This is a genomic window from Sphingomonas astragali, from assembly GCF_051400615.1.
Lineage (GTDB): Bacteria > Pseudomonadota > Alphaproteobacteria > Sphingomonadales > Sphingomonadaceae > Sphingomonas.
In genome coordinates, this window is record NZ_JBLFFH010000002.1 from 749,730 (window position 1) to 771,173 (window position 21,444).

A 21,444-nucleotide genomic window follows, 5' to 3' on the forward strand; every position below is an offset into this window, starting at 1 on the left:
TGCAGCGAAATGCCCGGATTTCCGTCATTTTCGAAATTGGCACGCCCCGTGCACTGCAGTTGGCATCCCGCCAATCGCGGCGGACAGGATGAAGGTTCAAGGAGCATTCCGATGCAGACTGTTTCCGCCAACTTCGCCCGGGTCGTCTCGACCGTGGTCGCGGCCTTGATGCTGAGCGCCGTATGCGTGGGCGGCGCGGTCGCCCCGGCCCAGAGCTTCGCCGTCACCCATCAGGCGTGACGGCCAGGCCGGGGCGGGAATCCCTCGCGCCGCCCCGGCCTCCCCATTAGTATCGCGTACGCACGAAGGAGTTCGAACACATGGGTATCTTCTCGCGAACCCGGGATATCATCGCCGCCAACGTCACCGATCTGCTCGATCGAGCGGAAGATCCGGCGAAGATGGTCCGGATGATCATTCTCGAGATGGAGGAGACGCTGGTCGAGGTGCGCGCGAGCGCCGCCCGCACCATCGCCGACCAGAAGGAAATGCGCCGCCACATCGCCAAGCTCGAAGGGCTCCAGACGAGCTGGACCGAGAAGGCCGAGCTGGCGCTGTCCAAGGATCGCGAGGACCTGGCCAAGGCCGCGCTGGTCGAGCGCCAGAAGGCCGCCGACATGTGCGAGCAGCTCAAGGGCGAGATCGCGGTGCTGGATGAGTCGCTGAAGGCCTCCGAAGCCGACATCGCCAAGCTGCAGACCAAGCTGCGCGAGGCGCGGAGCCGCCAGAGCTCGATCGAGACGCGGCTGGAGACGGCGAACAACCGTTTCCGCCTGCGCGAGATGTACGGCGGCAGCAAGACCGCCGAGGCCTTCTCGCGCTTCGATGTGCTCGAGCGCCGGGTCGACCTGGCCGAGGGCCGCGCCGAGGCGGCGGGCCTGATGGCGGTCAAGACCCTCGACGAGGAGATCGCTGAATTGAAGGCCAACGAGAAGGTCGATGCGGAGCTCGAGGCGCTCAAGAAGCGCCTGAGCGGCGGCAAGGAGGGCTGATCCGATGGAAGTGTTCCTGCTCCCCGTCTTCATCTGCGGCATCCTCTTCATCGGGCTGCCGTGGCTGGTCTTCCACTACATCACCAAGTGGAAGCAGGCGCCGCGGATCACCGAGGAGGACGAGAAGCTGCTCGACGAGATGTTCCTGACGGCGCGCCGGCTCGAGGAGCGGCTGCAGACCGTCGAGCGCATCCTCGCCGCTGACAACCCCGATTTCCGCCCCGGCCCGGGCGCCAGCTCGGCCGCGGATACCGACTACGACTATATCCGGAGGAACTGAGATGTCCGCCAGCCGCACCAAATTCTATCTGGACAAGCAGAACGCCAAATGGCTGGGCGTCTGTTCGGGGATCGCGGATTACACCGGGGTCGACGCGACCTGGGTCCGCGTCGGCACGGTGGTCCTGACGCTCGCCGGGGGTTTTCCCTGGACGCTGATCGCCTATTGGCTGGTCGCGTGGATGGCGGAGCCCAAGCCGCTCGGCCTCTACGAGAGCCCGGAGGATGCGAAGTTCTGGCAGGGCGTCCGGTCGAACCCGAAGCGTTCGGCGCATGAGGTCCGTTCGAAGTTCCGCGACATCGACCGCCGGCTCGCCGACATCGAGATGTACTACACCAGCCGCAACACGCGCTTGGCCGACGAGATCGACGCGCTGCGCTGAGGCTCGGGCCCGAGCGCTCCGTCAACAGGGAGAAACAGAAATGGGCTGGCATGGACCCTGGTTCGTACTCGGGATCATCATGATCAGTACGGCGGGTTGGCTGATCAACAACTGGATCCGCGCGCGGCACGGCTATCCGGTGGAGAATGAATGGAAGGGCGTGAGCCACCGCTCGAACCCCGACGCCGAGCGCGGGATCGCGCTGCTGGCGAACGAGAACGAGCGGCTGGTGGGCCAGATCGCCCGGCTGGAGGAGCGGATCGCGGTGCTGGAGCGGATCGCCACCGATCCCGCCGAGCGCACCGCCCGCGACATCGACAACCTGCGCTGAGGGAGGAAAGCATGGACCAAGGTTTGATCATGCAGCTCGCGGTTCCGGTGACGATCGTCACCCTGGTGGGGACCGGCGCCTGGATCCTGGTGACCTGGCTCAAGATCCGCCACGGCTATCCGCTGCTCGATGTCTGGGGCAAGGCGGTCTACCCCAAGAAGAGCGGGGACGAGATGGTCGAGCGTATCCGCCTGCTGAGCCAGGAGAACGCACAGCTCCGGGCGGAGATCGGGTCGGTCAAGGACCGGCTGGAGACGCTGGAGCGGATCGCCACCGATCCTGCCGAGCGCACCGCCCGGGCCATCGAGGACCTGCGCCGGACGGGAGGTATGCAATGAACGGTTTCACGATCTTCATGCTGGCGCTGGTCGTGGTCGGCCTGCCGGTGATCATGGGGGTCGGCAGCGAAATGCTGAAGACCTGGGTCAGGCACAAGGAGAAGATGGCCGACGTGCTGACCGCCCAGACCGCGGAGAAGGCGGCGCAATATGCGGCCCATACCGAGCGGCTCGAGGCCAGGGTGCGGGTGCTGGAGCGGATCATCACCGACCGCGGCATCGCCGTCGCCGAGGAGATCGAGGCGCTGCGGGATAAGCCGCTGAACTGAGCGGGACAGCCCAAAAGGTCCAACGATAGTCCGGCCGCCGAGGCGGCCAAGCAAGAACCCCGGATGCCGGCCCGGTCGGCACCGAATGGAGGAGTAGTGCCATGTTGATCCTGTTTGCCGTGATGGCCGTGACCACGGGGATCGGCGTCTTCCTGACCGAGCGCGTCGACCGTCCCCGCCGCCGCGCAATGCAACTGGCGGCCGAGACGCCGGCCGAGTAAATCCACCTCCACGGATTTCAGGAGCGAGCACCAATGAACCCGTTCGAAATGGTAGTGGCGATCGTGATCATCGTGACGATCGTCAGCGTGGTTCGAGCGAAGCTGGGCATCCGCCGCGAGCGGCACGGCCACGCATACAGCGTGCGCGACGATGCCGGGCTCGCCGCCGAGAACCATCGCCTCAAGAGCGAGATCGCCGACCTCAAGGAGCGCGTCCAGGTGCTGGAGCGCGTGGTCACCGACAACGAGGGCAGCCTGCGGCTCGATCGCGAGATCGAGAAGCTCCGCGACGGCCTCAAGAGCAAATGATGGGAGACGCGGTCATGACCGATCCCAATTTCTACATCACCGCCGCCGTCGCGGGCCTCGCCGGACTCGGCATGGTGACGATGGCTGGCCTCTCGGGCTGGCGCGGCTGGCTGGCGCTCAAGGCGCAGGAGCTGAGCCTCGCCCGCGACGTGGGTCAGCCGGCAGCCCCGAGCGCGAGCGCCCGCATCGAGATCGCCGACCTCAAGGAGCGCATCCGCAAGCTCGAGGCGATCGCCTCGGGAGTGGAGCTGTAGGAAGCGTCATGCCGGCCTTGTGCCGGCATCCACCGGGCCGAAAGTACCGCTGCGTCTGTAAGCGCGGCTCGATGGACCCCTGCACAGGGCCCGGGTGACGGTTGTATGCGGCGCGACGGCAGGATAACCGCACCAGCCATGTCCACGCTTGCCGACCTTCACGAGGAATATGCGTTCCTCGATGCCGACGACCGTTACCGGATGCTGATCGACCTCGGCCGCGCGCTCGAGCCGATGCCCGATGCGCTCAAGACCGATGCGACGCTGGTACGCGGCTGCTCGGCGGCGGTGTGGGTCTATCCGACCCAGCTGGAGGACGGACGGCTGCATTTCCTCGCCGATTCGAACGCGGCGATCACCAAGGGCATCATCGCCCTGATACTGGCCGCCGTGCAGGACCGTTCTCCCGCCGAGATCCTGGCGACCGGCATCGAAGGCGAGCTCGCCCCGTTCGACCTCAGGAACCAGCTCAGCTCCAACCGCACCCAAGGCATTCCGAACATGATCGCCCTGATCCGCGCGACCGCGGCGCGTTACGCTGCCTGATCGGCAAGGCCGAGCTCATCCACGAGCCGGTCGAGATCGGCGCCCGGCCGCACCAGCAGCCATTTGCCCGTCGCAGCACCATTGATCACCGTCACCGCATTGGTCGGACACACGCCGAGGCACTCCACCTCGACGACTCCCGCCGCGGCCTTGCGGTCCTTCTTCAGCCTCAGATGCTTTCTCAGCGCCTTGGCGAGCGGAGTGCGGCCCTTGCGGCCGAAGCCGCCGTCGATCCGCTTCGAGCATTTGGAGCAGACCAGCACCGCCCGCCTCCAGTTCGAGCGGACGCGCCGCTTCACTCCGGCCGCCACTGCCGCCGCTCCTCGGCGACGCGCAGCACGTCATAGGCGGCCTGCACCGCCTGGAAACGCTTCGCCGCCTCGGCGTCGCCGGGGCGGACGTCGGGATGGCTTTCCTTGGCGAGCCGGCGCCAGGCGGCACGCACCGCCTCGAAATCGGCGTCGGCCTCCAGCTCCAGCACGTCGAGCGCGCGCATCTCTTCGCGCGAGCGCGTGCCGTCGCCGGGGCCGGCCCAGGCGTTGTGGCGCGCGCTGGTGAAGCCGGAGGCGTCGCGACGCTCATTGGCCTCGCGCTGCGCCGCCTCCTCGTCGCTGAGGCCGGCGAAATAATTCCAGCCGCGGTTGTATTCGGCGGCGTGCTCCTGGCAGAACCACCAGCGCTCCGGGCTGTTGGGCGCCTTGGGCGCGGGGCAGTTGCCGGGCTCCTCGCAGCCCTCGCGGTCGCACAGCCGCACGCGCGTCGCCTCACGCGCCGCGCCATAGCTGCGCCAGCGGGGAAAGCCCCAGTCGTTGGATCGTGAAGTTCGCGCCATCGCGCCCGAAATAGACCGAAGCGCCGTTCAGGCAAGCGGCGCGGGCGACTATCTTCGCCCGAACAGCTTCTCGATGTCGGCATGGGCGAGCTTCACCCAGGTCGGGCGGCCGTGGTTGCACTGGCCGGAATGCGGCGTGACCTCCATCTCGCGGAGCAGCGCGTTCATCTCCGCGACCGAGAGGATGCGGCCGGCGCGGACCGAGCCGTGGCAGGCCATGGTCGCGGCGACATGGTCGAGCCGCTCCTTGAGGCTCAGCGCCTCGTCATAGGCGGCGAGCTCGTCGGCGAGGTCGGTGACGAGGCCGTGGACATCACCCTGCCCCAGTAGCGCCGGAGTGGCGCGGACCAGCATCGCGCGCGGGCCGAAGCGCTCGAGCTCCAATCCGAACTCGGCGAGCTCGGCGGCGCGCGCCTCCAGCCGGTCGCAGCCGGGCTCGTCGAGCTCGACCACCTCGGGAAGCAGCAGCGCCTGGCTGGCGATGCCGCCGTCGCCGAGCGCGCGACGCATCCGCTCCAGCACCAGCCGCTCATGCGCGGCGTGCTGGTCGACGATGACCAGGCCGTCCTCCGCCTCGGCGACGATGTAGGTCTTGGCGATCTGGCCGCGGGCGACGCCGAGAGGGAAGCTGGTGGTTTCCGGCGGCGGGGAATAGGCCGGTTCGGCGCGGGCCTGGGGCGCGATGAAGGTCGGGCGGCGGTCGTGGAGATGCCTGAGCCCCTCCCCTTCAGGGGAGGGGTTGGGGTGGGGACTGGCCACATGCCAAAGGCTCGGTGAGACATCCCCCACCCCCAACCCCTCCCCTGAAGGGGAGGGGCTAAAGCCCGGCTGCCACGCCCCCAGCGCCGCCTCGCTCGGCCGCTGGACCACGCGGAACCCCGCCTCGTCCAGCGCCCGCCGCAAGCCGCTGACGATCAGCCCCCGCACCAGCGCCGGGTCGCGGAACCGCACCTCCGTCTTCGCCGGATGGACGTTCACGTCGACCGCGTCGGTCGGAACCTCCAGGAACAGCGCCACCACCGGATGGCGGTCGCGCGCCAGCATCTCGGCATAGGCCCCGCGCACCGCACCGGCGAGCAGGCGGTCCTTCACCGGCCGGCCGTTGACGAACAGATACTGATGATCCGCGACCCCGCGGTTGAAGGTCGGCAGCCCCGCGACGCCCCCGAGCACCAGCCCTTCCCGTTCCAGATCGATCGCGACGCTGTTCGGCCCGAGATCGCGGTCGGTCAGCGCCGCCACCCGTTCCGGCCGCGTCTCGTCGCCCTGCACGACGAGGCTCCGCCGCCCGTCGTGCTCCAGGCTGAAGGCGATGTCGGGCCGCGCCATCGCCAGCCGCCGCACCGCATCGAGGCAGGCGGCATATTCCGCCTTGGCCGATCGCAGGAACTTGCGCCGCGCCGGCACCTTCTCGAACAGCCCCTCGACCCGCACCCGCGTGCCCGGCGGCAGCGCCGCCGGCCCCTCGCGCACCAGCGCGCCGTTGTCGACCTGCCGCGTCCAGCCCTCCTCGCCGCGCACCCGGCTCTCCAGCGTCAGCCGCGCGACGCTGGCGATCGACGGCAGCGCCTCGCCGCGGAAGCCGAGCGTGGTCACTGCCTCGATCGCATCATCGGGCAGCTTGGACGTCGCATGACGCTCCAGCGCCAGCGCCATCTCGGCCGGGCTCATGCCGCAGCCGTCGTCGACCACCTCGATCAGGTCGACCCCGCCGGCCGCAAGTTTCACGGCGATCCGCGTGGCGCCGGCGTCGATCGCGTTCTCGACCAGCTCCTTCAGCGCGCTGGACGGTCGTTCCACCACTTCGCCGGCCGCGATTCGGTTGACGAGATGCTCTGGCAGACGGCGTATTGACATGGGGTGCGCTCTAGCCCAAGCGGCGCCATCCCGCGACCCGTATCCGCCAGAATCGGAGCCGGATTTCCTGGCTCCGCCGGATAAGGGTATCGGTAGTGCGAACCGCCGCGCGGGCTCGTCCGGCGCGGCCTGACACGGATGCTTCGATGGCCGTTTTTTCCCGCCTGTTCAGATTCATGTCTCACGACATGGCGATCGACCTCGGCACCGCCAATACGGTGGTCTACGTCCGGGGACGCGGCGTCGTGCTCAACGAGCCCTCGGTGGTCGCGATCGAGACCATCAACGGCGTCAAGAAGGTCCGCGCCGTCGGCGACGACGCCAAGCTGATGATGGGCAAGACCCCCGGCACGATCGAGGCGATCCGGCCGCTGCGCGACGGCGTGATCGCCGACATCGACGTGGCGGAGGAGATGATCAAGCACTTCATCCGCAAGGTCCATGGCGGCCGCAAGTCGCTGATGCGCTGGCCGCAGATCGTGATCTGCGTGCCGTCGGGCTCCACCAGCGTCGAGCGCCGCGCGATCCGCGACGCCGCCTCCAACGCCGGCGCCAGCCAGGTGTGGCTGATCGAGGAGCCGATGGCCGCCGCGATCGGCGCCGACATGCCGGTGACCGAGCCGATCGGCTCGATGGTGGTCGACATCGGCGGCGGCACCACCGAGGTCGCCGTCCTTTCGCTGCGCGGCCTCGCCTACTCGACCTCGGTCCGCGTCGGCGGCGACAAGATGGACGAGGCGATCGTCTCCTACGTCCGCCGCAACCACAATCTCCTGATCGGCGAGGCCACCGCCGAGCGCATCAAGCAGGACGTCGGCATCGCCAAGGCGCCGCCCGACGGCATCGGCCTCACGCTCCACATCAAGGGCCGCGACCTCGTCAACGGCGTGCCCAAGGAGATCCAGATCAACCAGGGCCAGATCGCCGAGGCGCTGTCGGAGCCGGTCGGCACGATCGTCGAGGGCGTGCGCATCGCACTGGAGAACACCGCGCCCGAGCTCGCCGCCGACATCGTCGACCAGGGTATCGTGCTGACCGGCGGCGGCGCGCTGCTGCAGGGCATCGACGACGTGCTGCGCGACGAGACCGGCCTGCCGGTGACGGTCGCCGAGGACCCGCTGACCTGCGTCGCGCTCGGCACCGGCCGCGCGCTCGAGGATCCGGTGTTCCGCGGCGTGCTGCTCGCGGTTTAAGTTCCAAAGGGGGCGCGGGGACCATGGCGCCGCCACTCAACCGGCGCACCGGCTTTTCGCGGCGCGCCCAGTATGGCCTGTTCCTGAGCTATGTCGTGGCCGGCGCTCTGGTGGTCGTCGGCCTCGTCCTGCTGCTGCTCGCGCGCTTCGATCCGCCGGCCTTCACGGCGCTGCGGATGGGATTGGCGGAGCTGACCACGCCGATCTCGTCGGGCCTCAACGGCCTGCGCCGGGCCGCGACCATTCCCGCGAGCGTCACCGACTATTTCGGCGGCGCCAGCAAGATCCGGGCGCTGCGCAAGCAGATCGAGGAGGAGCGCGCGATCGTCATGCGCGCGCGCACGCTCAACGCCGAGAACCGGCGGCTGCGCGCGCTGCTCAAGGTTCGCGACGCCGAGCCGACGCCGGTGGTGGCGGCGCGACTGGTCGCCTCGACCGCGTCGAGCACGCGCCGTTACGCGATCCTCAACGCCGGGTGGCGCCAGGGCGTCAAGCCGGGCCAGTCGGTGCGGGGGCCCGAGGGGCTGATCGGACGGGTGCTCGAAGCCGGGCCGAACAGCGCCCGCGTGCTGCTGATCGTCGATGCCGAGAGCATCGTCCCGGTTCGTCGCGCGCGCGACGGGCTGCCGGCGATCGTTGCCGGGCGCGGCGACGGGCTGCTCGAGGTGCGCTCGGCCGCTTCGGTCAACGCGCCGTTCCGCGCGGGCGACATCTTCATGACATCGGGGACCGGCGGGCTCTATCCGCCCAATATCCCGGTCGCGCGCGTGATCAGGGATTCGCGCGACGCCGCGGATGCGCGCGGCTTCGCCAATCCGGATTCGCTCGATTTCGCGCTGGTGCAGCAGGTGTTCCTGCCCGAGCCCTCCGTTCCGAAGCCCACGCCCACGCCCACGCCGACGCCCGCGCCGCGACCGAGCGGAGCAGGCGAATGAAGCTGACGAGCGCCCCGCCGCTGAGGCCGGAGCCCGCATCGCGCTGGGACGTCACGATCGCCGCGATGACGGTGATCGCCGGCTCGCTCGTCACCCTGATACCCGTCGTCACGACGGTGCCGTTCCTGCCGCCGTGCGGGCTGCTGATGCTGCTCGCCTGGCGGCTCAGGCGGCCCGAGCTGTTCGCGAGCTGGGCGGCGGCCCCGCTCGGCCTGTTCGACGATCTCGTCAGCGGCCAGCCGATCGGCGCCGCCATGGCGTTCTGGACGCTGTGCGTCCTCGCCGTCGACGTGCTAGATACGCGCCTGGTATGGCGCGACTTCTGGCAGGATTGGCTGATCGCCAGCGGCGCGGTCGGCTTCTGCCTGATCGCTTCGCGGCTGGTCGCCTCGCCGATCGCGGCCCAGGTCGATACGGTGCTGCTTCTCCAGATCGCGATGTCCTGCGCGCTCTACCCGCTCGCCGCCTTCCTGTGCGCGCGGATCGAGCAGCGTAGGCGCCGGCAGTTCCAATGAGCGGCCCCGCGCGCATCGTCACCGAAGCCAGCCAGGCCTTCACCTTCTCGCGCCGGGCGATGGTGATCTCGGGCCTGCAGATCGGCATGGGCGTATTGCTGGCCGGGCGCATGACCTGGCTCGCCGTCGCCGAGAACGAGCATTACTCGCTCTTGTCGGAGAGCAACCGTGTCAACCTGACGCTGGTGCCGCCGCGCCGCGGCTGGATCGTCGACCGGCATGGCGTCGCGATCGCCAACAACCGCACCGACTTCCGCGTCGACATCATCCCCGACCGGCTCGAGGACAAGGACCGGGTGATCGGCGAGCTCACCACGCTGCTCGGCCTGCCGCCCGAGGAGGTCGCCCGCATCCAGGCCGAGCTCAAGCGCGCCGCCGGCTTCCAGCCGGTGCAGGTCGCCGAGAATCTCGACTGGGAACGCTTCGCCGCGGTCAGCGTGCGCATCCCCGAGCTGCCCGGCGTGGCGCCGACGCGCGGCTTCTCGCGCAATTACCCGTTGGGCGCCGCGGTCGGCCATCTCATTGGCTATGTCGGCGCCGCCACCGCCGAGCAGTATAAGGAGACCAAGGACCCGTTGCTGGTGACGCCGGGCTTCAAGCTCGGCAAGGACGGCCTCGAAAAGACCCTCGACGCGCAGCTGCGCGGCAAGCCCGGCGCCAAACGGGTCGAGGTCACCGCGCGCGGCAAGCTGGTGCGCGAGCTCGCGACGCGCGGCGACACGCCCGGCCACACGATCCGCCTCACGATCGACGTGGGCCTGCAGGAATATGCCGCACGCCGGCTCGGCACCAATTCGGGCTCGGCGGTGGTGTTCGACTGCCAGACCGGCGAGATCCTGGCGATGGTCTCCATGCCGGCCTACGATCCCAACAGCTTCTCCGACGGAATCAGCCACAGCGAATGGCAGATGCTGTCGCAGGACGACCACATCCCACTGATGAACAAGGTGACGCAGGGGCTCTATCCGCCGGGATCGACCGTCAAGCCGATGAACGGTCTCGCCCTGCTGGCGGCGGGCGTGGACCCCAACGACCGCGTGTTCTGCTCGGGCGCGATGCGGGTCGGCACCGGCGTGTTCCACTGCCACAAGCGCCGCGGCCACGGTCCGCTCGACCTCAAGCACGCGATCATGCAGAGCTGCGACATCTATTTCTACGAGATGGTGCGGCGGCTGGGCTATGACCGCGTCGCGCCGATTGCGAAAATGGTCGGGCTGGGCGAGAGGTTCGACCTGCCCTTCGCCAGCCAGCGCTACGGCACCGTCCCCGACAGCGCCTGGAAGCTCAGGAAATACAAGCAGGAATGGGCGGTCTCGGACTCGCTCAACGCCTCGATCGGCCAGGGCTATGTGCTCGCCAATCCGCTCCAGCTCGCGGTGATGGCGTCGCGGATCGCCTCGGGCAAGCAGATCGAGCCGCACCTGCTGGCGGGCAGGGACAGCCGCAGCGCCCCTCCCCTCCAGGTCGCGCCCGACCACCTCGCGATCATCCGCGACGCCATGTCGGGCGTGATCAACGGCGGCGGCACCGGCGGCGCGGCGCGGATGCAGGTCCCCGGCATCCTGATGGGCGGCAAGACCGGCACCGCCCAGGTCCGCCGCATCACCATGGCCGAGCGCCGATCGGGCGTGCTCAGCAACGCCGCCCTGCCCTTCAAGCTGCGCGATCACGCGCTGCTCGTCTGCTTCGCGCCGGTTGACAATCCGCGCTATGCCGCGGCGATCGTGCTCGAGCACAACGCCCACCTCATCCGCAATCTCGACACGCCGATGACCGGCCGCGACATCCTGACCTATCTGTTCGACCGCGAGCGCGCGCTGAAGACATTGGCGGAGATCGAGCCGACCTGGGGCGGCGACATCAGGACGCGCATGGAGGCGCAGGCGCGCGCGTTCGAGGCAGCACAGAACGCTCCTCCGGCCGCGCTGCCGCCGGAGGACGCGGCGGCGGCGGCGAGCAACGTCGTCGACGCCGCCGCCAACGCCGCCAACGCCGCCGCGCCGGTCACCGGCGTCGCCGAGACGCGCGGCGGCGGAGACCCCGAATGAGGGCCCCCGTCTCCGGCTTCGTCCCCGCGCCGCTCGCGCAGCTCCCCTGGGGCATATTGCTGCTGGTCCTGGCGATCGGCGGCTTCGGACTGGTCGTGCTGTTCTCCGCCGCCGGCGGCAGCATCTATCCCTGGGCCTTTCCCCAGGCGGTGCGCTTCGGCATGTTCCTGTGCCTGGCGATCGTGATGTCGCGGGTAAGGCCGTCGACCTATGCGGCGGCCGCCTTTCCCACCTATGGTGTGCTGGTGGTGCTGCTGGTGCTGGTCGAGCTGCTCGGCGCCGTGCGCGGCGGCAGCCAGCGCTGGCTCGACCTCGGCTTCATCCGCCTCCAGCCGTCCGAACTGATGAAGCCCGCGATCGTGCTGACGATGGCGCGTTTCTACGCGATGCTGCCGCCGTCGGAGACGCGCAAGCTGTTCTCGCTGATTCCTGCGGGCATCCTGATCGGCGTGCCCTTCCTGCTGGTGCTGGTCCAGCCCGACCTCGGCACCGGTCTGATGATCGCGTTCAGCGGGGTGACGGTGATGTTCCTCGCCGGCGTGCGGCTGCGCCTGTTCATCGGCGGCGCGCTGCTGGTCGCCGTCGCGGCGCCCCTCGCGATCAACTATGGCCTCCACGATTACCAGCGCAACCGCATCCTGGTGATGCTGGACCCGGAAAGCGACCCGCTCGGCACCGGCTATCACATCAGCCAGTCCAAGATCGCGATCGGTTCGGGCGGGATCACCGGCAAGGGCTTCCTCAACGGCACCCAGAGCCATCTCGACTATCTGCCCGAGGGCCATACCGATTTTGCCTTCGCGACGATGGCGGAGGAATGGGGGCTACTCGGCGGCTTCTTCCTGATCGCCGCCTTCATGGTGCTGATCCGCTGGGGCATCAACGTCGGCCTGCGCGCCGGCGACCGCTTCTCGCGCCTGACGGCGGCGGGGCTGGCGACGACGATCTTCTTCTATGTCGGCATCAACATGGCGATGGTGATGGGCATGGCGCCGGTGGTCGGCATTCCCCTGCCGCTGGTGAGTTTCGGCGGATCGGCGCAGATGACGGTGCTGATCTGCCTCGGCATCCTCATGTCGATCGACCGCGAAAACCGCCGCATCCAGCGCTGGTGAAGCCTTTGCCAGGAGACCATCGCAAAACCACTTGCAATCCACCGGAGCCACGCTAAATCGCCCCCTCCGATCGCAGCCGCTCGCGGCTTTCCGCCGATCATGGACGCATAGCTCAGTTGGTAGAGCAGCTGACTCTTAATCAGCGGGTCCTAGGTTCGAGCCCTAGTGCGTCCACCAAAACTTCCAAGAAAAAACAATGGTTTAGTAGGTACTCAAGCCCTGAAACCAGTTCGCCTGATGCGAAATCGCCTCGTCGCGCACCACTCTTGAGGAGCTGGAGTTGACGCCATTCAAATCTAGATGTTTAGGAGATGTTTCCGGGAGGGGTGGCAAGTGTCTCTTTGGCGTGAAATCGCGGATGCGCTGGTGCGGGACATCGATAACGGGATTCTGCAACCTGGAGCGCAGCTTACTTCAGACGCGGATCTGGGACGTCGTTTTGGCGTCAATCGCCACACGATTCGGAGAGCGTTGAGCTTTCTTGGAGATGAGGGACTGATCCGATCCCAGCGCGGCAAAGGGACTTTCGTAGTTGAATCGGCGCTGTCCTACCGGCTTGGTGCAAAGACCAAATTCGAGGAAAACCTGCTGGAAATGTCCAAGGTACCTCACCGTACCATGCTGCATGTATCGAAAATTGCACCTACGGATGATATAGCGAAAAAGTTAAACATAACGACTGCGCAATCGACGATTTCGTTTGCGTTACTTGGATCGGCCGGAGATGTTCCGATTCAAATCATGGAAATGTATCTTCAGGAAGAGCGCTTCCCTCATGCCCTGGAGAGATTGAACGAAATCGACAGTGACAACGTGCTGCTCTCGCATATTTTTGTAAGCATAGAAATGCCAGAATACAGACGAGCTGAGATGGTATTGCGGTCCAGAATGCCTACAGAAATTGAATCAAACCAACTCAAGATGGCCAAGACCGATCCCGTGACCGAGACACGCGTTGTTGCAGTCGATGCTCTGGGGCGCCCGGTTTATTTTTGCGTGACCACGTTTTGCTCGAGTAGAGTTGATTTTATTCTAGATGTTTGATCCGCTGGCTAGGGACTTAAAGACGAGATTCCCGGCGAACCGCCACCACCCCGTCTTCGTCAGCTGCGATCCAATCGCCGGGCATGATCTGGATCCCGGCAATCACCACGGGAACGTCGACGACGCCATTCTGCTGCTTGAAGGGGCGGCGCGGACTTGTCGATAGGGCACGGACGCCCACCGGCAGGGCATTGATTTCCGCCGCGTCGCGGATAGTGCCGTTGATGATCACGCCGGCCCATCCATTGTCGTGTGCGAGACGGGCAAAGTTTCCACCGAACACGGCACGAGTGCCCTTGCCGCCATTGTCGATCACCAGCACCCGGCCCTGGCCTTCCTTCTCGAGAATGGGACGGATGACGCTCGTGTCGTCGGACGAGCGGCATGTGGCCGCAGGACCGCGGAAGGTCATCCGCGTGCCGAACATGCGCCAATCCAGAGCGACGACTTGCGCGCGATCATCCAGAAGATCGCAGATGTCGGCCGTCGTTTCAGGAAGCGCGGCGTCCATCAGGCGGCCTCCGCATAGGGAATATATTCCGCGCCCCCAGTGGTCGTGTGCCACAGCAAGCGCTCTTCGTCGTGGGCGAAGGCTTCGCGCATATGCAGCGTGAAGCGGTTGTCCCAGATCAGCAGATCGCCAGGGAGGATCGCCTCGCCCCATGTGCAATCCAAGCCGCGAAGGAAGTCCCAGATCGCTCCCGCGAGTTCCAGGCTCTCGCCTTCGGTCAGGCCGCAGATCACGCAGTCAACCTGCCGGGGCGGCATCAGGCATGGCTCACCGCTGAGCGGATGGCGAATGACCAGGGGACGGACGCGCCCGATCCTTTTCCGATCCGACAGGGCCGTCAGTGAAGCGATCGCGTCCGCGTCGCCGGGGTCGTGGTTGTATTCCGAATAGTGGATCGCGGACCGGTCAGCGATTCCGCGCTTGAGGTCGTCCGGAAGGCGTCGGTACGCTTCGATCAGGTTTAGAAACAGCGTCCGCGGCGGATTGTTGGGTGCCTTGCGGCCATAGAGGAATGTGAGTGCCGTCGCATCGACCAGATAGCTGCCGTCATTGTGCCAACCGTTTTCCGCCGCATCGCCATCGCCGAGCTTGACGCCGGCTGCATCTCGGGCGTTCGAGACGATCTTGATTTCGGGATGATCGGGGAAGTGGACGCCGCCCGGACCGGCACGTCGAAGCGAAATGGGGCGCCCAAACAGGCCGGCGATGCCGATGAATTGATCAGGCTCCAGATCGAGCCCCCGTATCCTCATCACCAAATTTGTCGCAAGCGTATCCCGCATGAGCCCGAGCGCGCGTTGGCCGTTGCTTCCGGTCAGCTCCGACAGATCAAATTCCCGGACCTCCGCGGCAAAGCCGGGCCTCAGTGTTGCTATGTGCACCAACTTTCCTTTCGCAAAAAATGAGGTGGCGACTGCGAAGAGTCGCATTTTTGTCATGGACTGAGCCTAATTGGGCTGTGTCTAGCTGTCTAGGTTTGAATCGCGAATTTGATGCTCGACGGCGCTGTCCCGCACCGCAAGGGGACTGCCCGAGCGCGACTATGACCTGATGGCCGGAGCCGTATCCATCCAGCCGACCGGAACCGGCGGCTTCAGTTCGGGGGAAGTTCGCAATGAAGGAACTGATGGCCGCTTGCTGTCTCGTTGTCTCGTTCGGCGGTCCCGGCGAGGCGCAGGCCGCAGCTGCGGGCGCTGCGTCCGACCGGTCCGATCCGGCAAATCCGCCTCAGGACGAAGCCGCTGAATCGGAGGGCGGCCTGACCGACATCGTGGTTACGGCCGAGCGGCGGGAAACGCCGCTTCAGAAGACGCCGGTCGCCGTGACCGGTCTCGACCAGGCGGCGATCGAAGCAAGGAACATCAGCGATCTCAACGGGCTGTCCGGGATGGCGCCCAGCCTGATATCGCCGGGGCTGTCGTCGCAGCGAACGGTCAACGTCTTCTACATCCGCGGTATCGGCGAGCAGGACACGACCCAGAACCCGTCGGTCGGGATCTATATCGACGATGTCTATATTCCGCGGGCAATCGGAGCGATCTACACGATCCCCGATCTTTCGTCGGTCGAGATATTGCGAGGGCCCCAGGGCACGCTGTTCGGGCGAAACACGTCAGCGGGCTTGATCAATATCAAGACGATGGCGCCGTCGGATACGCCGAAGGGCACGTTCGAGCTGAAATATGGCTCCTACAACGACATCTGGCTGCGCGGCGTCGTTGCCGGCCCTGTCTCCAATACCGTGACTGCGGAACTGGGGTTCATCCATCGCACGCGCGATGGATATGTGCACAGCGTTACGCTCGACCGCGACTTGAACACGATCGATACCGATGCGCTGCGGGCCAAGCTGCGCTGGGCACCGTCCGACGCATTCTCCGCCGAACTGCGCGTCGACGGCGTCCAGGATAACAGCACCTCATCGGTCTATGCGCCGCGTTTCCAACCGAACGGCGCGGGTTCCGCCCCCTATGATCCGGACAAGACCTGGGTATCCGTTTATCCAGGCCAGTATCTTGCAGGCGGCGGTGTGTCCCTGGTCAACACCTACAAGGTCGACGATCACCTCACAGTCAAATCCATATCGTCATTCCGGAAATTCTATAACAGATTTACGAACGTCAATGACGGCGGGACGTCATATATATTCAACGAAAGCTTCACTAAGGTGAAGAATCGAACCATTCAGCAGGAAGTGCAGGCGATATATTCGACGGACCGCCTGAATCTTGTCGGCGGACTCTTCTACATCAACGAGCATAATGACATGAATCGTGTCCCGTGGAGCGGTGGAAGCACCGTCAACGTCGGGACAACCACGTACATCATGACGACCACCCGCACGGACAGCTATGCCGCTTATGCGCAGGCCGATTATCGGCTGCTCGACCGCCTGTTCCTGACGCTCGGCGCGCGATACAGCCGCGATCACACCGACTACACCAACCTGGGCTTCAGGGTCCCGACGACCTTCGACAATTCGGGGCCACAGGACGTCCCTGCGACCGTACCCGCCAACGCCACCGGCAAGTACGACATTTCCGCCAGCCGAACCTGGGAGGCCTTTACGCCGAAGGTCCAGGCCCGGGTCCAGTGGACGCCCGACATCATGACCTACGCCTCCTACTCCAACGGCTACAAGGCGGGCGGATTCGATCCGAGAGCGACCACCGCGCTCAGTGCCGCGCAGCCATTCGATCCCGAGCACGTCGACAATTTCGAACTGGGATTCAAAGGCACGTTCCTGCGGAATCGCATCCGCGCCAACCTAGCGCTTTTCAGGAACGACTTCCGGGATCTCCAGATCACGTCATATGACGCCGCGAACTTCATCTTTCGACGCATCAATGCCGCAAATGCAAGGACGCAGGGTGCGGAGTTCGAGCTGACCGCGCTTCCGGCCCCTCGTCTCGAGATCACCGGAATGATTGCATTCCTCGATACGGAATACACGGAGTTCGATTCGAAGCTGCCGTCCAATACCGCCGGGGTCACGACGCTGAAGGGGTTGGATCTACCCTTCGCGCCGCGATGGACTCAGAATGTCACGATCAACTATGAGGCGCCGCTCGCCGGCGGCAGGCTCGACGTCTCGGCCAATGTCAATCACCGGTCCTCGATCTCCACCGACATCTACAACACCGAGCAGCTTCGCTCGCCCGCACAATACATCGTCAATGGCAACATCTTCTGGACGAACGGCGCAGGAAACTGGTCCATCGGCGCTGAGTTCGACAATCTGTTCAACAACCGGGGGAATCAGGGGGGCTCCTATTCTCCGACCAGCGGTCCGGCCGTGCTGGTCGCGACCGGAGGGCAGCAAGTCTTCGCGAACAATCCACCTCGGTTCATTCGAGGCGTAGTCCGGTACAAGTTCTAAGGACCGAGCTTTCCGCTCCCCAGCCTTCTCAAATTCGTCGTAGGATGCGTATGTCGGATCGCGGCAATCGGCAAAATCTTCTCGGGGTGAGCGGAACTCGTCGGCGCGTGACGCTCCTGCTTCTGTGCGGGCTGTTCACGCTGAGCTATATGGACCGGCGCCTCGTCAGCACGTTCATCGAACCGATCCGGCAAAGCCTGAACATTTCCGACACCGAAGTCAGCCTCCTGGTCGGGACGGCGTTCGCGCTGTGCTACGCGACCGCGGGAATCCCGATGGGACGGCTTGCCGACAGATGGCATCGTGGCCGCCTCATAGCGATCGGGGTGGTAAGCTGGTCATTGATGACCGGTCTTTGCGGCCTGTCGGGAAGTTTCTGGACTTTGTTCGTGGCGCGACTTGGCGTCGGGATCGGCGAGGCGGCGCTGTCGCCCGCCTCGTTCTCGCTGCTCAGCGATCTGTATCCGCGCGAACGTCTCGCCAGGGTGCTGTCTATATACGGACTGGGGATCCCTCTCGGAACCGGCTTGGCGTTGCTGAGCGGCACGCTCGTGTCTCACGAGGGCGGCGCTCAGCTGATCGAGCGCTACATCCCCTTTCCAGGCGGGCTCGAGCCGTGGCAGCTGGTATTCGTCATCCTCGGCTTTCCCGGAATCCTTCTCGGTGCGTTGGCGCTGGTCATCATCAAGGATGTGGTCAGGGAACGTGCCGGAGAGGCTGACGAAAGCGATCGAAGCGGATTCGTGCCGGTCGGCCTGGTAAGACACCTCTGGGATCATCGAGCCCTGTACATGCCGATCGTGATCGGCAACGGATGCATTCACGTTTTCACGATCGGCGCCACCCAATGGTTCCCAGTCGTTCTACAGCGGGTCCACGGGCTCACGATCCAGCAAAGCGGGCTCATTCTGGGATCGGCGGCGGTTCTACTTGGGATTCCCGGGATGCTCTTCGCAGGCTGGTGCGCGGATCGCCTCGTTTCCAGGGAGCGGCTCGACGGCGCGCTGCTGGTATCGATCGGCTACGCGATCGGCATGGGGCTATGTGGAGTCATCGGACCAATCGTACCGGATCGATATCTCTCGATCGCGCTGATCGCTTCGGGAGCGTTCTTCACGAACGTCACCGTCGGCGTGATTTTCTCGCTGGTGCAGATGGTTGCCCCAAGACACATGCGCGCGCAGGTGTCGGCGAGCATCATCCTTCTGACGACACTGTTCGATTATGTCCTTGGTCCCTCCAGTGTGGCGCTGGTGACGGATTTCGTGTTCGGCGATCCCAAGGCCGTCGGAAAGTCAGTCGCGTACGTAGGCGCTTTTGCGCTGACGGTTGGCGTCATTCTCCAGAACAGCGCGCGCAAGGCGGTTCGGGAGCATCTCGGCGGGTTTTCGCCACGTTGACGGTCGCCAGGATGGGCGATTGAAGGGGAGAGCCTGGACCCTTACCTGAGGTATCTCTCCTCGACTGCCTTCACATGCTCCATGTTCTGCAGGCGGAAAATCTCCGAGACGGGAACGATCGCGTCCGCCAGATTCTGGATGCCACCGTCCTTGCGTATCTGCGCAAAAACCGCCTTCATGCCGGTCACCGCCGCGCGGATGGCGTGATTGCCATAGATGCATATCGCGACTTTGCCGAGGCGTTCCATCATCGCGCCGGTAAGTTCGGGATAGGCGGTCGGTATCAGGACGACGGGGATCGATCCGCTCCAGGCCTCGACGAACTCCAGCACCTCGGCGGGGGTCGTGGCCTTCGAATGCACGACCAGCAACTCCGCTCCCGCTTCCTCATACGCCCGCCCACGTCTCAGGGCCTCGCCGATTCCCAGACCCGCGATCAGGGCTTCGGTCCGGGCAATGACGACGATCCCCTCACGCGATCGCGCGGCGCAGGCGGCCTCGATCTTTCCTTGAAACTCGGAGACCGGGAGAAGTTCCTGGCGACCACCCGCGACCAGGCTGGTGACCTTGGGGAAGGTCTTGTCCTCGATTACGACGGCGGCCGCCCCGGCGCGTTCATAGTGCCTTACTGCATGGTCGACATTGACCGCGTTACCGAAGCCCGTGTCGATATCCGCGATGATGGGGATGGTCGTGTGCTCGGCCATGGCGCGAACCATCGAGAGATGGTCGCTCATGCTGATCAGCGAGACATCCGGCAATCCGAACAACGCCGAGAGTTCGAAACCCGACGCCCAGAGCCCGTCGAACCCCGCCTCCTCAGCCAGCTTGGCCGACAAAGGGCTATGGGCTGCCATGACGTGAAGCAATTTCGCTTGGCCCAGCTTCATCCTCAGGCGAGACGCGCCACTCATATCATTCTCCCGCTCGTCAGCAGCAACGCAGCGTTTCACCGCTCCGCGCCCAGGCGACGCCTTTCCGAATATAGCCGCCGACAAATCGGCAATGACGCCCTCAGGCCTGCCAATTTATATAGTTGTCTATGTTTAATGGCAATGCGATGATCGTAGCTCCTGGACATTGGAGAAGCCTCCCTTGAAGATCGCTTTTGTGGGATTGGGCGTGATGGGGCGGCCGATGGCCGGTCATCTCCTCGATGCCGGTTATGAACTATACGTGTTTCAGCATCGCTCCCCGATCCCTGGCGAGCTGCTCGATCGTGGTGCGATGCGATGTCGTTCGAAGGTCGAATTGGCATCGATGGCCGACATCGTCATCCTGATGCTGCCGAGCACGGCGGATGTCGAATACGTGCTCTTCGGCGATGATGGCCTTGCCGATGGACTGTTCCCAGGCAAGACTGTCATCGACATGAGCTCGATCGGGCCGGCCGAGACCAGACAATTCGCGGCGATGGTCGAACAGCGCGGGTGCGACTATCTCGACGCCCCTGTTTCGGGTGGCGAGGTAGGGGCGAAGACCGCGAGCCTCAGCATCATGGTCGGCGGAAAGGCCGAGGTGTTCGCCCGGATGCGACCGGTGCTGACGGCAATGGGAAAGGACATCTCGTTGATCGGGCCGATCGGTTCGGGTCAGATCGCGAAGATCGCGAATCAGATCATCGTTGCCTTGACGATCGAAGCGGTCGCGGAGGGCCTCCTCTTTGCCGCCAAGGCGGGCGCCGATCCCGCCAAGGTCCGGGCTGCCATCATGGGCGGCTTTGCCTCCTCACGAGTACTCGAGTTCCACGGAGAGAGGATGCTGTCGCGAAACTTCGATCCGGGCGCTCGCATCGAACTTCACCGGAAAGACCTGAACATGGCGCTCGACATCGCACAAGCCGTCGGCTTGCTCCTGCCCAACACTGAACGGACGGAAGCGCTATTCGGCACCTGCGTCGCGAAGGGGAAAAAGGATTGGGACCATTCCGCGATCATGACGGCATTGGAGATAGATGCTCATAAGGGTTCGGAAAACGCCGATCCCCCGGTTGGCGCGTCTGCATAGGCAGACCAGAGGGTGCCAGCTATTGCTCGCTGAAGCCGCCGAGCAGACAGTCCAAGCTGCAGAGCTGTCCGAACGACCAGTTGGTCGGGGCGACGGGTTCGCGACCGTCGGGAAGATGGAGCGTCAGCCGCTCGGGCTCGTCGCTGCGCGCCTCGACGCGCACCGCGCGGCTTTCGACGATGCGGGTGGTCGCGCTGTCGGCACGCGCGCGAACGCGATCGTAAAGGTCGTCGAGCGAGTGGAAGCGCTCGTCGTCCGGGCGCAAGAACCATTCGAGGAGATGCGGCTGACATTGCGGCCGCGGCTGATGTCGACCTTATAGGGGCCGGCGACCGGGCGCGCGGCTGGGGCCATCATGTTCATGGGAACTGCTCCTGACGTGGTGGAACGGCGACGCCAATCGGCCGCCACGCTTCCCTCCCCCCCGCTCCCCTTTTTCGCCGTCTACGTGGGGGCGGCCGTGTGCAGCTGGCCACGGAGCGCAGCGGTTTGCCGGCCCCGTGATAATTGGGCCGCGTCCGCCGCCTGCCCATGCAAGCAGCTATCGCGCCACCGGGATGTACTGGAGCGTCGAGAGCAACGTTCTAGAAGCCGACCATCTGCTTCTGGGCCCGTAGGCGGACTGTCAGTTCCTGGGCCGTTTGCTGCCTGTCCGCTTAAAGGGCGATAACCGGAGGAGCCGCCGT

At 65.4% G+C, this 21,444-nt stretch carries 26 protein-coding genes and 1 tRNA gene; 20 read left to right on the forward strand and 7 right to left on the reverse strand.

From position 1 onward, the window contains the following. Nucleotides 1–111: 111 nt before the first annotated feature. From ACMGER_RS11895 to ACMGER_RS11940, 10 genes are all read left to right on the forward strand, one after another. Nucleotides 112–240, forward strand: a complete 129-nt coding sequence (locus tag ACMGER_RS11895) for a hypothetical protein (RefSeq protein ID WP_436812350.1) — start codon at nucleotides 112–114, stop codon at nucleotides 238–240. Nucleotides 241–320: 80 nt separating this feature from the next. Next, complete coding sequence (gene pspA / locus ACMGER_RS11900; protein ID WP_436812351.1) at nucleotides 321–992, forward strand: phage shock protein PspA; 672 nt, start codon at nucleotides 321–323, stop codon at nucleotides 990–992. 4 nt (nucleotides 993–996) lie between these two features. Further along, nucleotides 997–1,272 (forward strand): envelope stress response membrane protein PspB, encoded by a 276-nt coding sequence (gene pspB / locus ACMGER_RS11905; RefSeq protein WP_436812352.1) that lies wholly within the window; start codon nucleotides 997–999, stop codon nucleotides 1,270–1,272. A gap of 1 nt (nucleotide 1,273) precedes the next feature. Then, nucleotides 1,274–1,654, forward strand: coding sequence for an envelope stress response membrane protein PspC (pspC, locus tag ACMGER_RS11910; protein WP_436812353.1), 381 nt, complete (start codon nucleotides 1,274–1,276; stop codon nucleotides 1,652–1,654). Nucleotides 1,655–1,694: 40 nt separating this feature from the next. Next, nucleotides 1,695–1,985, forward strand: a complete 291-nt coding sequence (locus ACMGER_RS11915; protein WP_436812354.1) for a hypothetical protein — start codon at nucleotides 1,695–1,697, stop codon at nucleotides 1,983–1,985. A gap of 11 nt (nucleotides 1,986–1,996) precedes the next feature. Continuing rightward, nucleotides 1,997–2,323, forward strand: coding sequence for a hypothetical protein (locus ACMGER_RS11920; protein WP_436812355.1), 327 nt, complete (start codon nucleotides 1,997–1,999; stop codon nucleotides 2,321–2,323). Between the two features lie 71 nt (nucleotides 2,324–2,394). Continuing rightward, nucleotides 2,395–2,592, forward strand: coding sequence for a hypothetical protein (locus ACMGER_RS11925; protein ID WP_436812871.1), 198 nt, complete (start codon nucleotides 2,395–2,397; stop codon nucleotides 2,590–2,592). 254 nt (nucleotides 2,593–2,846) lie between these two features. After that, complete coding sequence (locus ACMGER_RS11930; RefSeq protein WP_436812356.1) at nucleotides 2,847–3,122, forward strand: hypothetical protein; 276 nt, start codon at nucleotides 2,847–2,849, stop codon at nucleotides 3,120–3,122. A gap of 14 nt (nucleotides 3,123–3,136) precedes the next feature. After that, complete coding sequence (locus ACMGER_RS11935) at nucleotides 3,137–3,376, forward strand: hypothetical protein (RefSeq protein WP_436812872.1); 240 nt, start codon at nucleotides 3,137–3,139, stop codon at nucleotides 3,374–3,376. A 138-nt stretch (nucleotides 3,377–3,514) separates the two neighbouring features. Continuing rightward, nucleotides 3,515–3,922, forward strand: a complete 408-nt coding sequence (locus ACMGER_RS11940) for a SufE family protein (protein ID WP_436812357.1) — start codon at nucleotides 3,515–3,517, stop codon at nucleotides 3,920–3,922. Here the strand turns inward: ACMGER_RS11940 and ACMGER_RS11945 are convergent. The 3 genes from ACMGER_RS11945 to mutL are packed head-to-tail and all read right to left on the reverse strand — an operon-like array spanning nucleotide 3,910 to nucleotide 6,611. Next, complete coding sequence (locus ACMGER_RS11945; protein WP_436812358.1) at nucleotides 3,910–4,233, reverse strand: (2Fe-2S) ferredoxin domain-containing protein; 324 nt, start codon at nucleotides 4,231–4,233, stop codon at nucleotides 3,910–3,912. The genes ACMGER_RS11940 and ACMGER_RS11945 overlap by 13 nt on opposite strands. Beyond that, on the reverse strand, nucleotides 4,218–4,754 hold the full coding sequence (locus ACMGER_RS11950) for a J domain-containing protein (protein ID WP_436812359.1): 537 nt from the start codon (nucleotides 4,752–4,754) through the stop codon (nucleotides 4,218–4,220). The genes ACMGER_RS11945 and ACMGER_RS11950 overlap by 16 nt, the downstream gene beginning before the upstream one ends. A 48-nt stretch (nucleotides 4,755–4,802) precedes the next feature. Next, a complete protein-coding gene (gene mutL, locus ACMGER_RS11955) occupies nucleotides 4,803–6,611 on the reverse strand; it encodes a DNA mismatch repair endonuclease MutL (protein ID WP_436812360.1) in 1,809 nt (602 codons plus the stop codon). A gap of 146 nt (nucleotides 6,612–6,757) precedes the next feature. Between mutL and ACMGER_RS11960 the strand changes: the two genes are divergently transcribed. The 7 genes from ACMGER_RS11960 to phnF all read left to right on the forward strand — a co-directional run bounded on the left by ACMGER_RS11960 (nucleotide 6,758) and on the right by phnF (nucleotide 13,461). Further along, nucleotides 6,758–7,804: a rod shape-determining protein gene (locus ACMGER_RS11960; protein ID WP_436812361.1), complete on the forward strand. Its 1,047-nt coding sequence runs from the start codon at nucleotides 6,758–6,760 to the stop codon at nucleotides 7,802–7,804. A gap of 23 nt (nucleotides 7,805–7,827) precedes the next feature. Next, entirely contained in the window at nucleotides 7,828–8,739 is a 912-nt protein-coding gene (mreC, locus tag ACMGER_RS11965; RefSeq protein WP_436812362.1) for a rod shape-determining protein MreC, read from the forward strand. Beyond that, nucleotides 8,736–9,254 carry a rod shape-determining protein MreD gene (locus ACMGER_RS11970; protein WP_436812363.1) on the forward strand — a complete coding sequence of 173 codons (519 nt, stop codon included), beginning with the start codon at nucleotides 8,736–8,738 and terminating at the stop codon, nucleotides 9,252–9,254. Before mreC ends, ACMGER_RS11970 begins: the two co-directional genes overlap by 4 nt. Next, complete coding sequence (gene mrdA / locus ACMGER_RS11975; RefSeq protein ID WP_436812364.1) at nucleotides 9,251–11,302, forward strand: penicillin-binding protein 2; 2,052 nt, start codon at nucleotides 9,251–9,253, stop codon at nucleotides 11,300–11,302. Before ACMGER_RS11970 ends, mrdA begins: the two co-directional genes overlap by 4 nt. Next, nucleotides 11,299–12,417 (forward strand): rod shape-determining protein RodA, encoded by a 1,119-nt coding sequence (gene rodA, locus ACMGER_RS11980; RefSeq protein ID WP_436812365.1) that lies wholly within the window; start codon nucleotides 11,299–11,301, stop codon nucleotides 12,415–12,417. The genes mrdA and rodA overlap by 4 nt, the downstream gene beginning before the upstream one ends. A gap of 101 nt (nucleotides 12,418–12,518) precedes the next feature. Next, nucleotides 12,519–12,594: transfer RNA gene (locus ACMGER_RS11985), tRNA-Lys, on the forward strand. 156 nt (nucleotides 12,595–12,750) lie between these two features. Further along, nucleotides 12,751–13,461, forward strand: coding sequence for a phosphonate metabolism transcriptional regulator PhnF (gene phnF, locus ACMGER_RS11990; RefSeq protein ID WP_436812366.1), 711 nt, complete (start codon nucleotides 12,751–12,753; stop codon nucleotides 13,459–13,461). 16 nt (nucleotides 13,462–13,477) lie between these two features. On the opposite strand, the gene rraA is transcribed toward phnF, so the two are convergent. Together rraA and ACMGER_RS12000 are read right to left on the reverse strand one after the other, a co-directional pair. Further along, nucleotides 13,478–13,972 carry a ribonuclease E activity regulator RraA gene (gene rraA, locus ACMGER_RS11995; protein WP_436812367.1) on the reverse strand — a complete coding sequence of 165 codons (495 nt, stop codon included), beginning with the start codon at nucleotides 13,970–13,972 and terminating at the stop codon, nucleotides 13,478–13,480. Then, on the reverse strand, nucleotides 13,972–14,910 hold the full coding sequence (locus tag ACMGER_RS12000) for a TauD/TfdA dioxygenase family protein (protein ID WP_436812368.1): 939 nt from the start codon (nucleotides 14,908–14,910) through the stop codon (nucleotides 13,972–13,974). Before ACMGER_RS12000 ends, rraA begins: the two co-directional genes overlap by 1 nt. A gap of 176 nt (nucleotides 14,911–15,086) precedes the next feature. On the opposite strand from ACMGER_RS12000, the gene ACMGER_RS12005 reads away from it, so the two are divergent. Together ACMGER_RS12005 and ACMGER_RS12010 are read left to right on the forward strand one after the other, a co-directional pair. Further along, on the forward strand, nucleotides 15,087–17,351 hold the full coding sequence (locus ACMGER_RS12005; protein ID WP_436812369.1) for a TonB-dependent receptor: 2,265 nt from the start codon (nucleotides 15,087–15,089) through the stop codon (nucleotides 17,349–17,351). 50 nt (nucleotides 17,352–17,401) lie between these two features. Then, the gene (locus ACMGER_RS12010; RefSeq protein WP_436812370.1) at nucleotides 17,402–18,751 is read left to right on the forward strand and encodes a spinster family MFS transporter; all 1,350 of its coding nucleotides are present in this window, start codon (nucleotides 17,402–17,404) and stop codon (nucleotides 18,749–18,751) included. A gap of 41 nt (nucleotides 18,752–18,792) precedes the next feature. On the opposite strand, the gene ACMGER_RS12015 is transcribed toward ACMGER_RS12010, so the two are convergent. Continuing rightward, a complete protein-coding gene (locus ACMGER_RS12015) occupies nucleotides 18,793–19,665 on the reverse strand; it encodes a phosphonopyruvate hydrolase (protein ID WP_436812371.1) in 873 nt (290 codons plus the stop codon). A gap of 181 nt (nucleotides 19,666–19,846) precedes the next feature. On the opposite strand from ACMGER_RS12015, the gene ACMGER_RS12020 reads away from it, so the two are divergent. Next, nucleotides 19,847–20,758, forward strand: coding sequence for a 2-hydroxy-3-oxopropionate reductase (locus tag ACMGER_RS12020; RefSeq protein ID WP_436812372.1), 912 nt, complete (start codon nucleotides 19,847–19,849; stop codon nucleotides 20,756–20,758). A 19-nt stretch (nucleotides 20,759–20,777) separates the two neighbouring features. On the opposite strand, the gene ACMGER_RS12025 is transcribed toward ACMGER_RS12020, so the two are convergent. Then, nucleotides 20,778–21,023, reverse strand: a complete 246-nt coding sequence (locus tag ACMGER_RS12025) for a hypothetical protein (RefSeq protein WP_436812373.1) — start codon at nucleotides 21,021–21,023, stop codon at nucleotides 20,778–20,780. Nucleotides 21,024–21,444: the final 421 nt, after the last annotated feature.

What these genes read in the sequence shown, in the direction of transcription:
- mreC (WP_436812362.1), top strand. Translation starts at nt 7,828, where the DNA reads ATGGCGCCGCCACTCAACCGGCGCACCGGCTTTTCGCGGCGCGCCCAG.
- ACMGER_RS11950 (WP_436812359.1), bottom strand. Translation starts at nt 4,754, where the DNA reads ATGGCGCGAACTTCACGATCCAACGACTGGGGCTTTCCCCGCTGGCGC.
- rraA (WP_436812367.1), bottom strand. Translation starts at nt 13,972, where the DNA reads ATGGACGCCGCGCTTCCTGAAACGACGGCCGACATCTGCGATCTTCTG.
- ACMGER_RS11895 (WP_436812350.1), top strand. Translation starts at nt 112, where the DNA reads ATGCAGACTGTTTCCGCCAACTTCGCCCGGGTCGTCTCGACCGTGGTC.
- pspB (WP_436812352.1), top strand. Translation starts at nt 997, where the DNA reads ATGGAAGTGTTCCTGCTCCCCGTCTTCATCTGCGGCATCCTCTTCATC.
- ACMGER_RS12015 (WP_436812371.1), bottom strand. Translation starts at nt 19,665, where the DNA reads ATGAGTGGCGCGTCTCGCCTGAGGATGAAGCTGGGCCAAGCGAAATTG.
- mutL (WP_436812360.1), bottom strand. Translation starts at nt 6,611, where the DNA reads ATGTCAATACGCCGTCTGCCAGAGCATCTCGTCAACCGAATCGCGGCC.
- ACMGER_RS12010 (WP_436812370.1), top strand. Translation starts at nt 17,402, where the DNA reads ATGTCGGATCGCGGCAATCGGCAAAATCTTCTCGGGGTGAGCGGAACT.
- ACMGER_RS12005 (WP_436812369.1), top strand. Translation starts at nt 15,087, where the DNA reads ATGAAGGAACTGATGGCCGCTTGCTGTCTCGTTGTCTCGTTCGGCGGT.
- rodA (WP_436812365.1), top strand. Translation starts at nt 11,299, where the DNA reads ATGAGGGCCCCCGTCTCCGGCTTCGTCCCCGCGCCGCTCGCGCAGCTC.
- ACMGER_RS11925 (WP_436812871.1), top strand. Translation starts at nt 2,395, where the DNA reads ATGCTGAAGACCTGGGTCAGGCACAAGGAGAAGATGGCCGACGTGCTG.
- ACMGER_RS11935 (WP_436812872.1), top strand. Translation starts at nt 3,137, where the DNA reads ATGACCGATCCCAATTTCTACATCACCGCCGCCGTCGCGGGCCTCGCC.
- pspC (WP_436812353.1), top strand. Translation starts at nt 1,274, where the DNA reads ATGTCCGCCAGCCGCACCAAATTCTATCTGGACAAGCAGAACGCCAAA.
- ACMGER_RS11930 (WP_436812356.1), top strand. Translation starts at nt 2,847, where the DNA reads ATGAACCCGTTCGAAATGGTAGTGGCGATCGTGATCATCGTGACGATC.
- mrdA (WP_436812364.1), top strand. Translation starts at nt 9,251, where the DNA reads ATGAGCGGCCCCGCGCGCATCGTCACCGAAGCCAGCCAGGCCTTCACC.
- ACMGER_RS11960 (WP_436812361.1), top strand. Translation starts at nt 6,758, where the DNA reads ATGGCCGTTTTTTCCCGCCTGTTCAGATTCATGTCTCACGACATGGCG.
- pspA (WP_436812351.1), top strand. Translation starts at nt 321, where the DNA reads ATGGGTATCTTCTCGCGAACCCGGGATATCATCGCCGCCAACGTCACC.
- ACMGER_RS11970 (WP_436812363.1), top strand. Translation starts at nt 8,736, where the DNA reads ATGAAGCTGACGAGCGCCCCGCCGCTGAGGCCGGAGCCCGCATCGCGC.
- ACMGER_RS11915 (WP_436812354.1), top strand. Translation starts at nt 1,695, where the DNA reads ATGGGCTGGCATGGACCCTGGTTCGTACTCGGGATCATCATGATCAGT.
- ACMGER_RS11940 (WP_436812357.1), top strand. Translation starts at nt 3,515, where the DNA reads ATGTCCACGCTTGCCGACCTTCACGAGGAATATGCGTTCCTCGATGCC.
- ACMGER_RS11920 (WP_436812355.1), top strand. Translation starts at nt 1,997, where the DNA reads ATGGACCAAGGTTTGATCATGCAGCTCGCGGTTCCGGTGACGATCGTC.
- ACMGER_RS12000 (WP_436812368.1), bottom strand. Translation starts at nt 14,910, where the DNA reads ATGACAAAAATGCGACTCTTCGCAGTCGCCACCTCATTTTTTGCGAAA.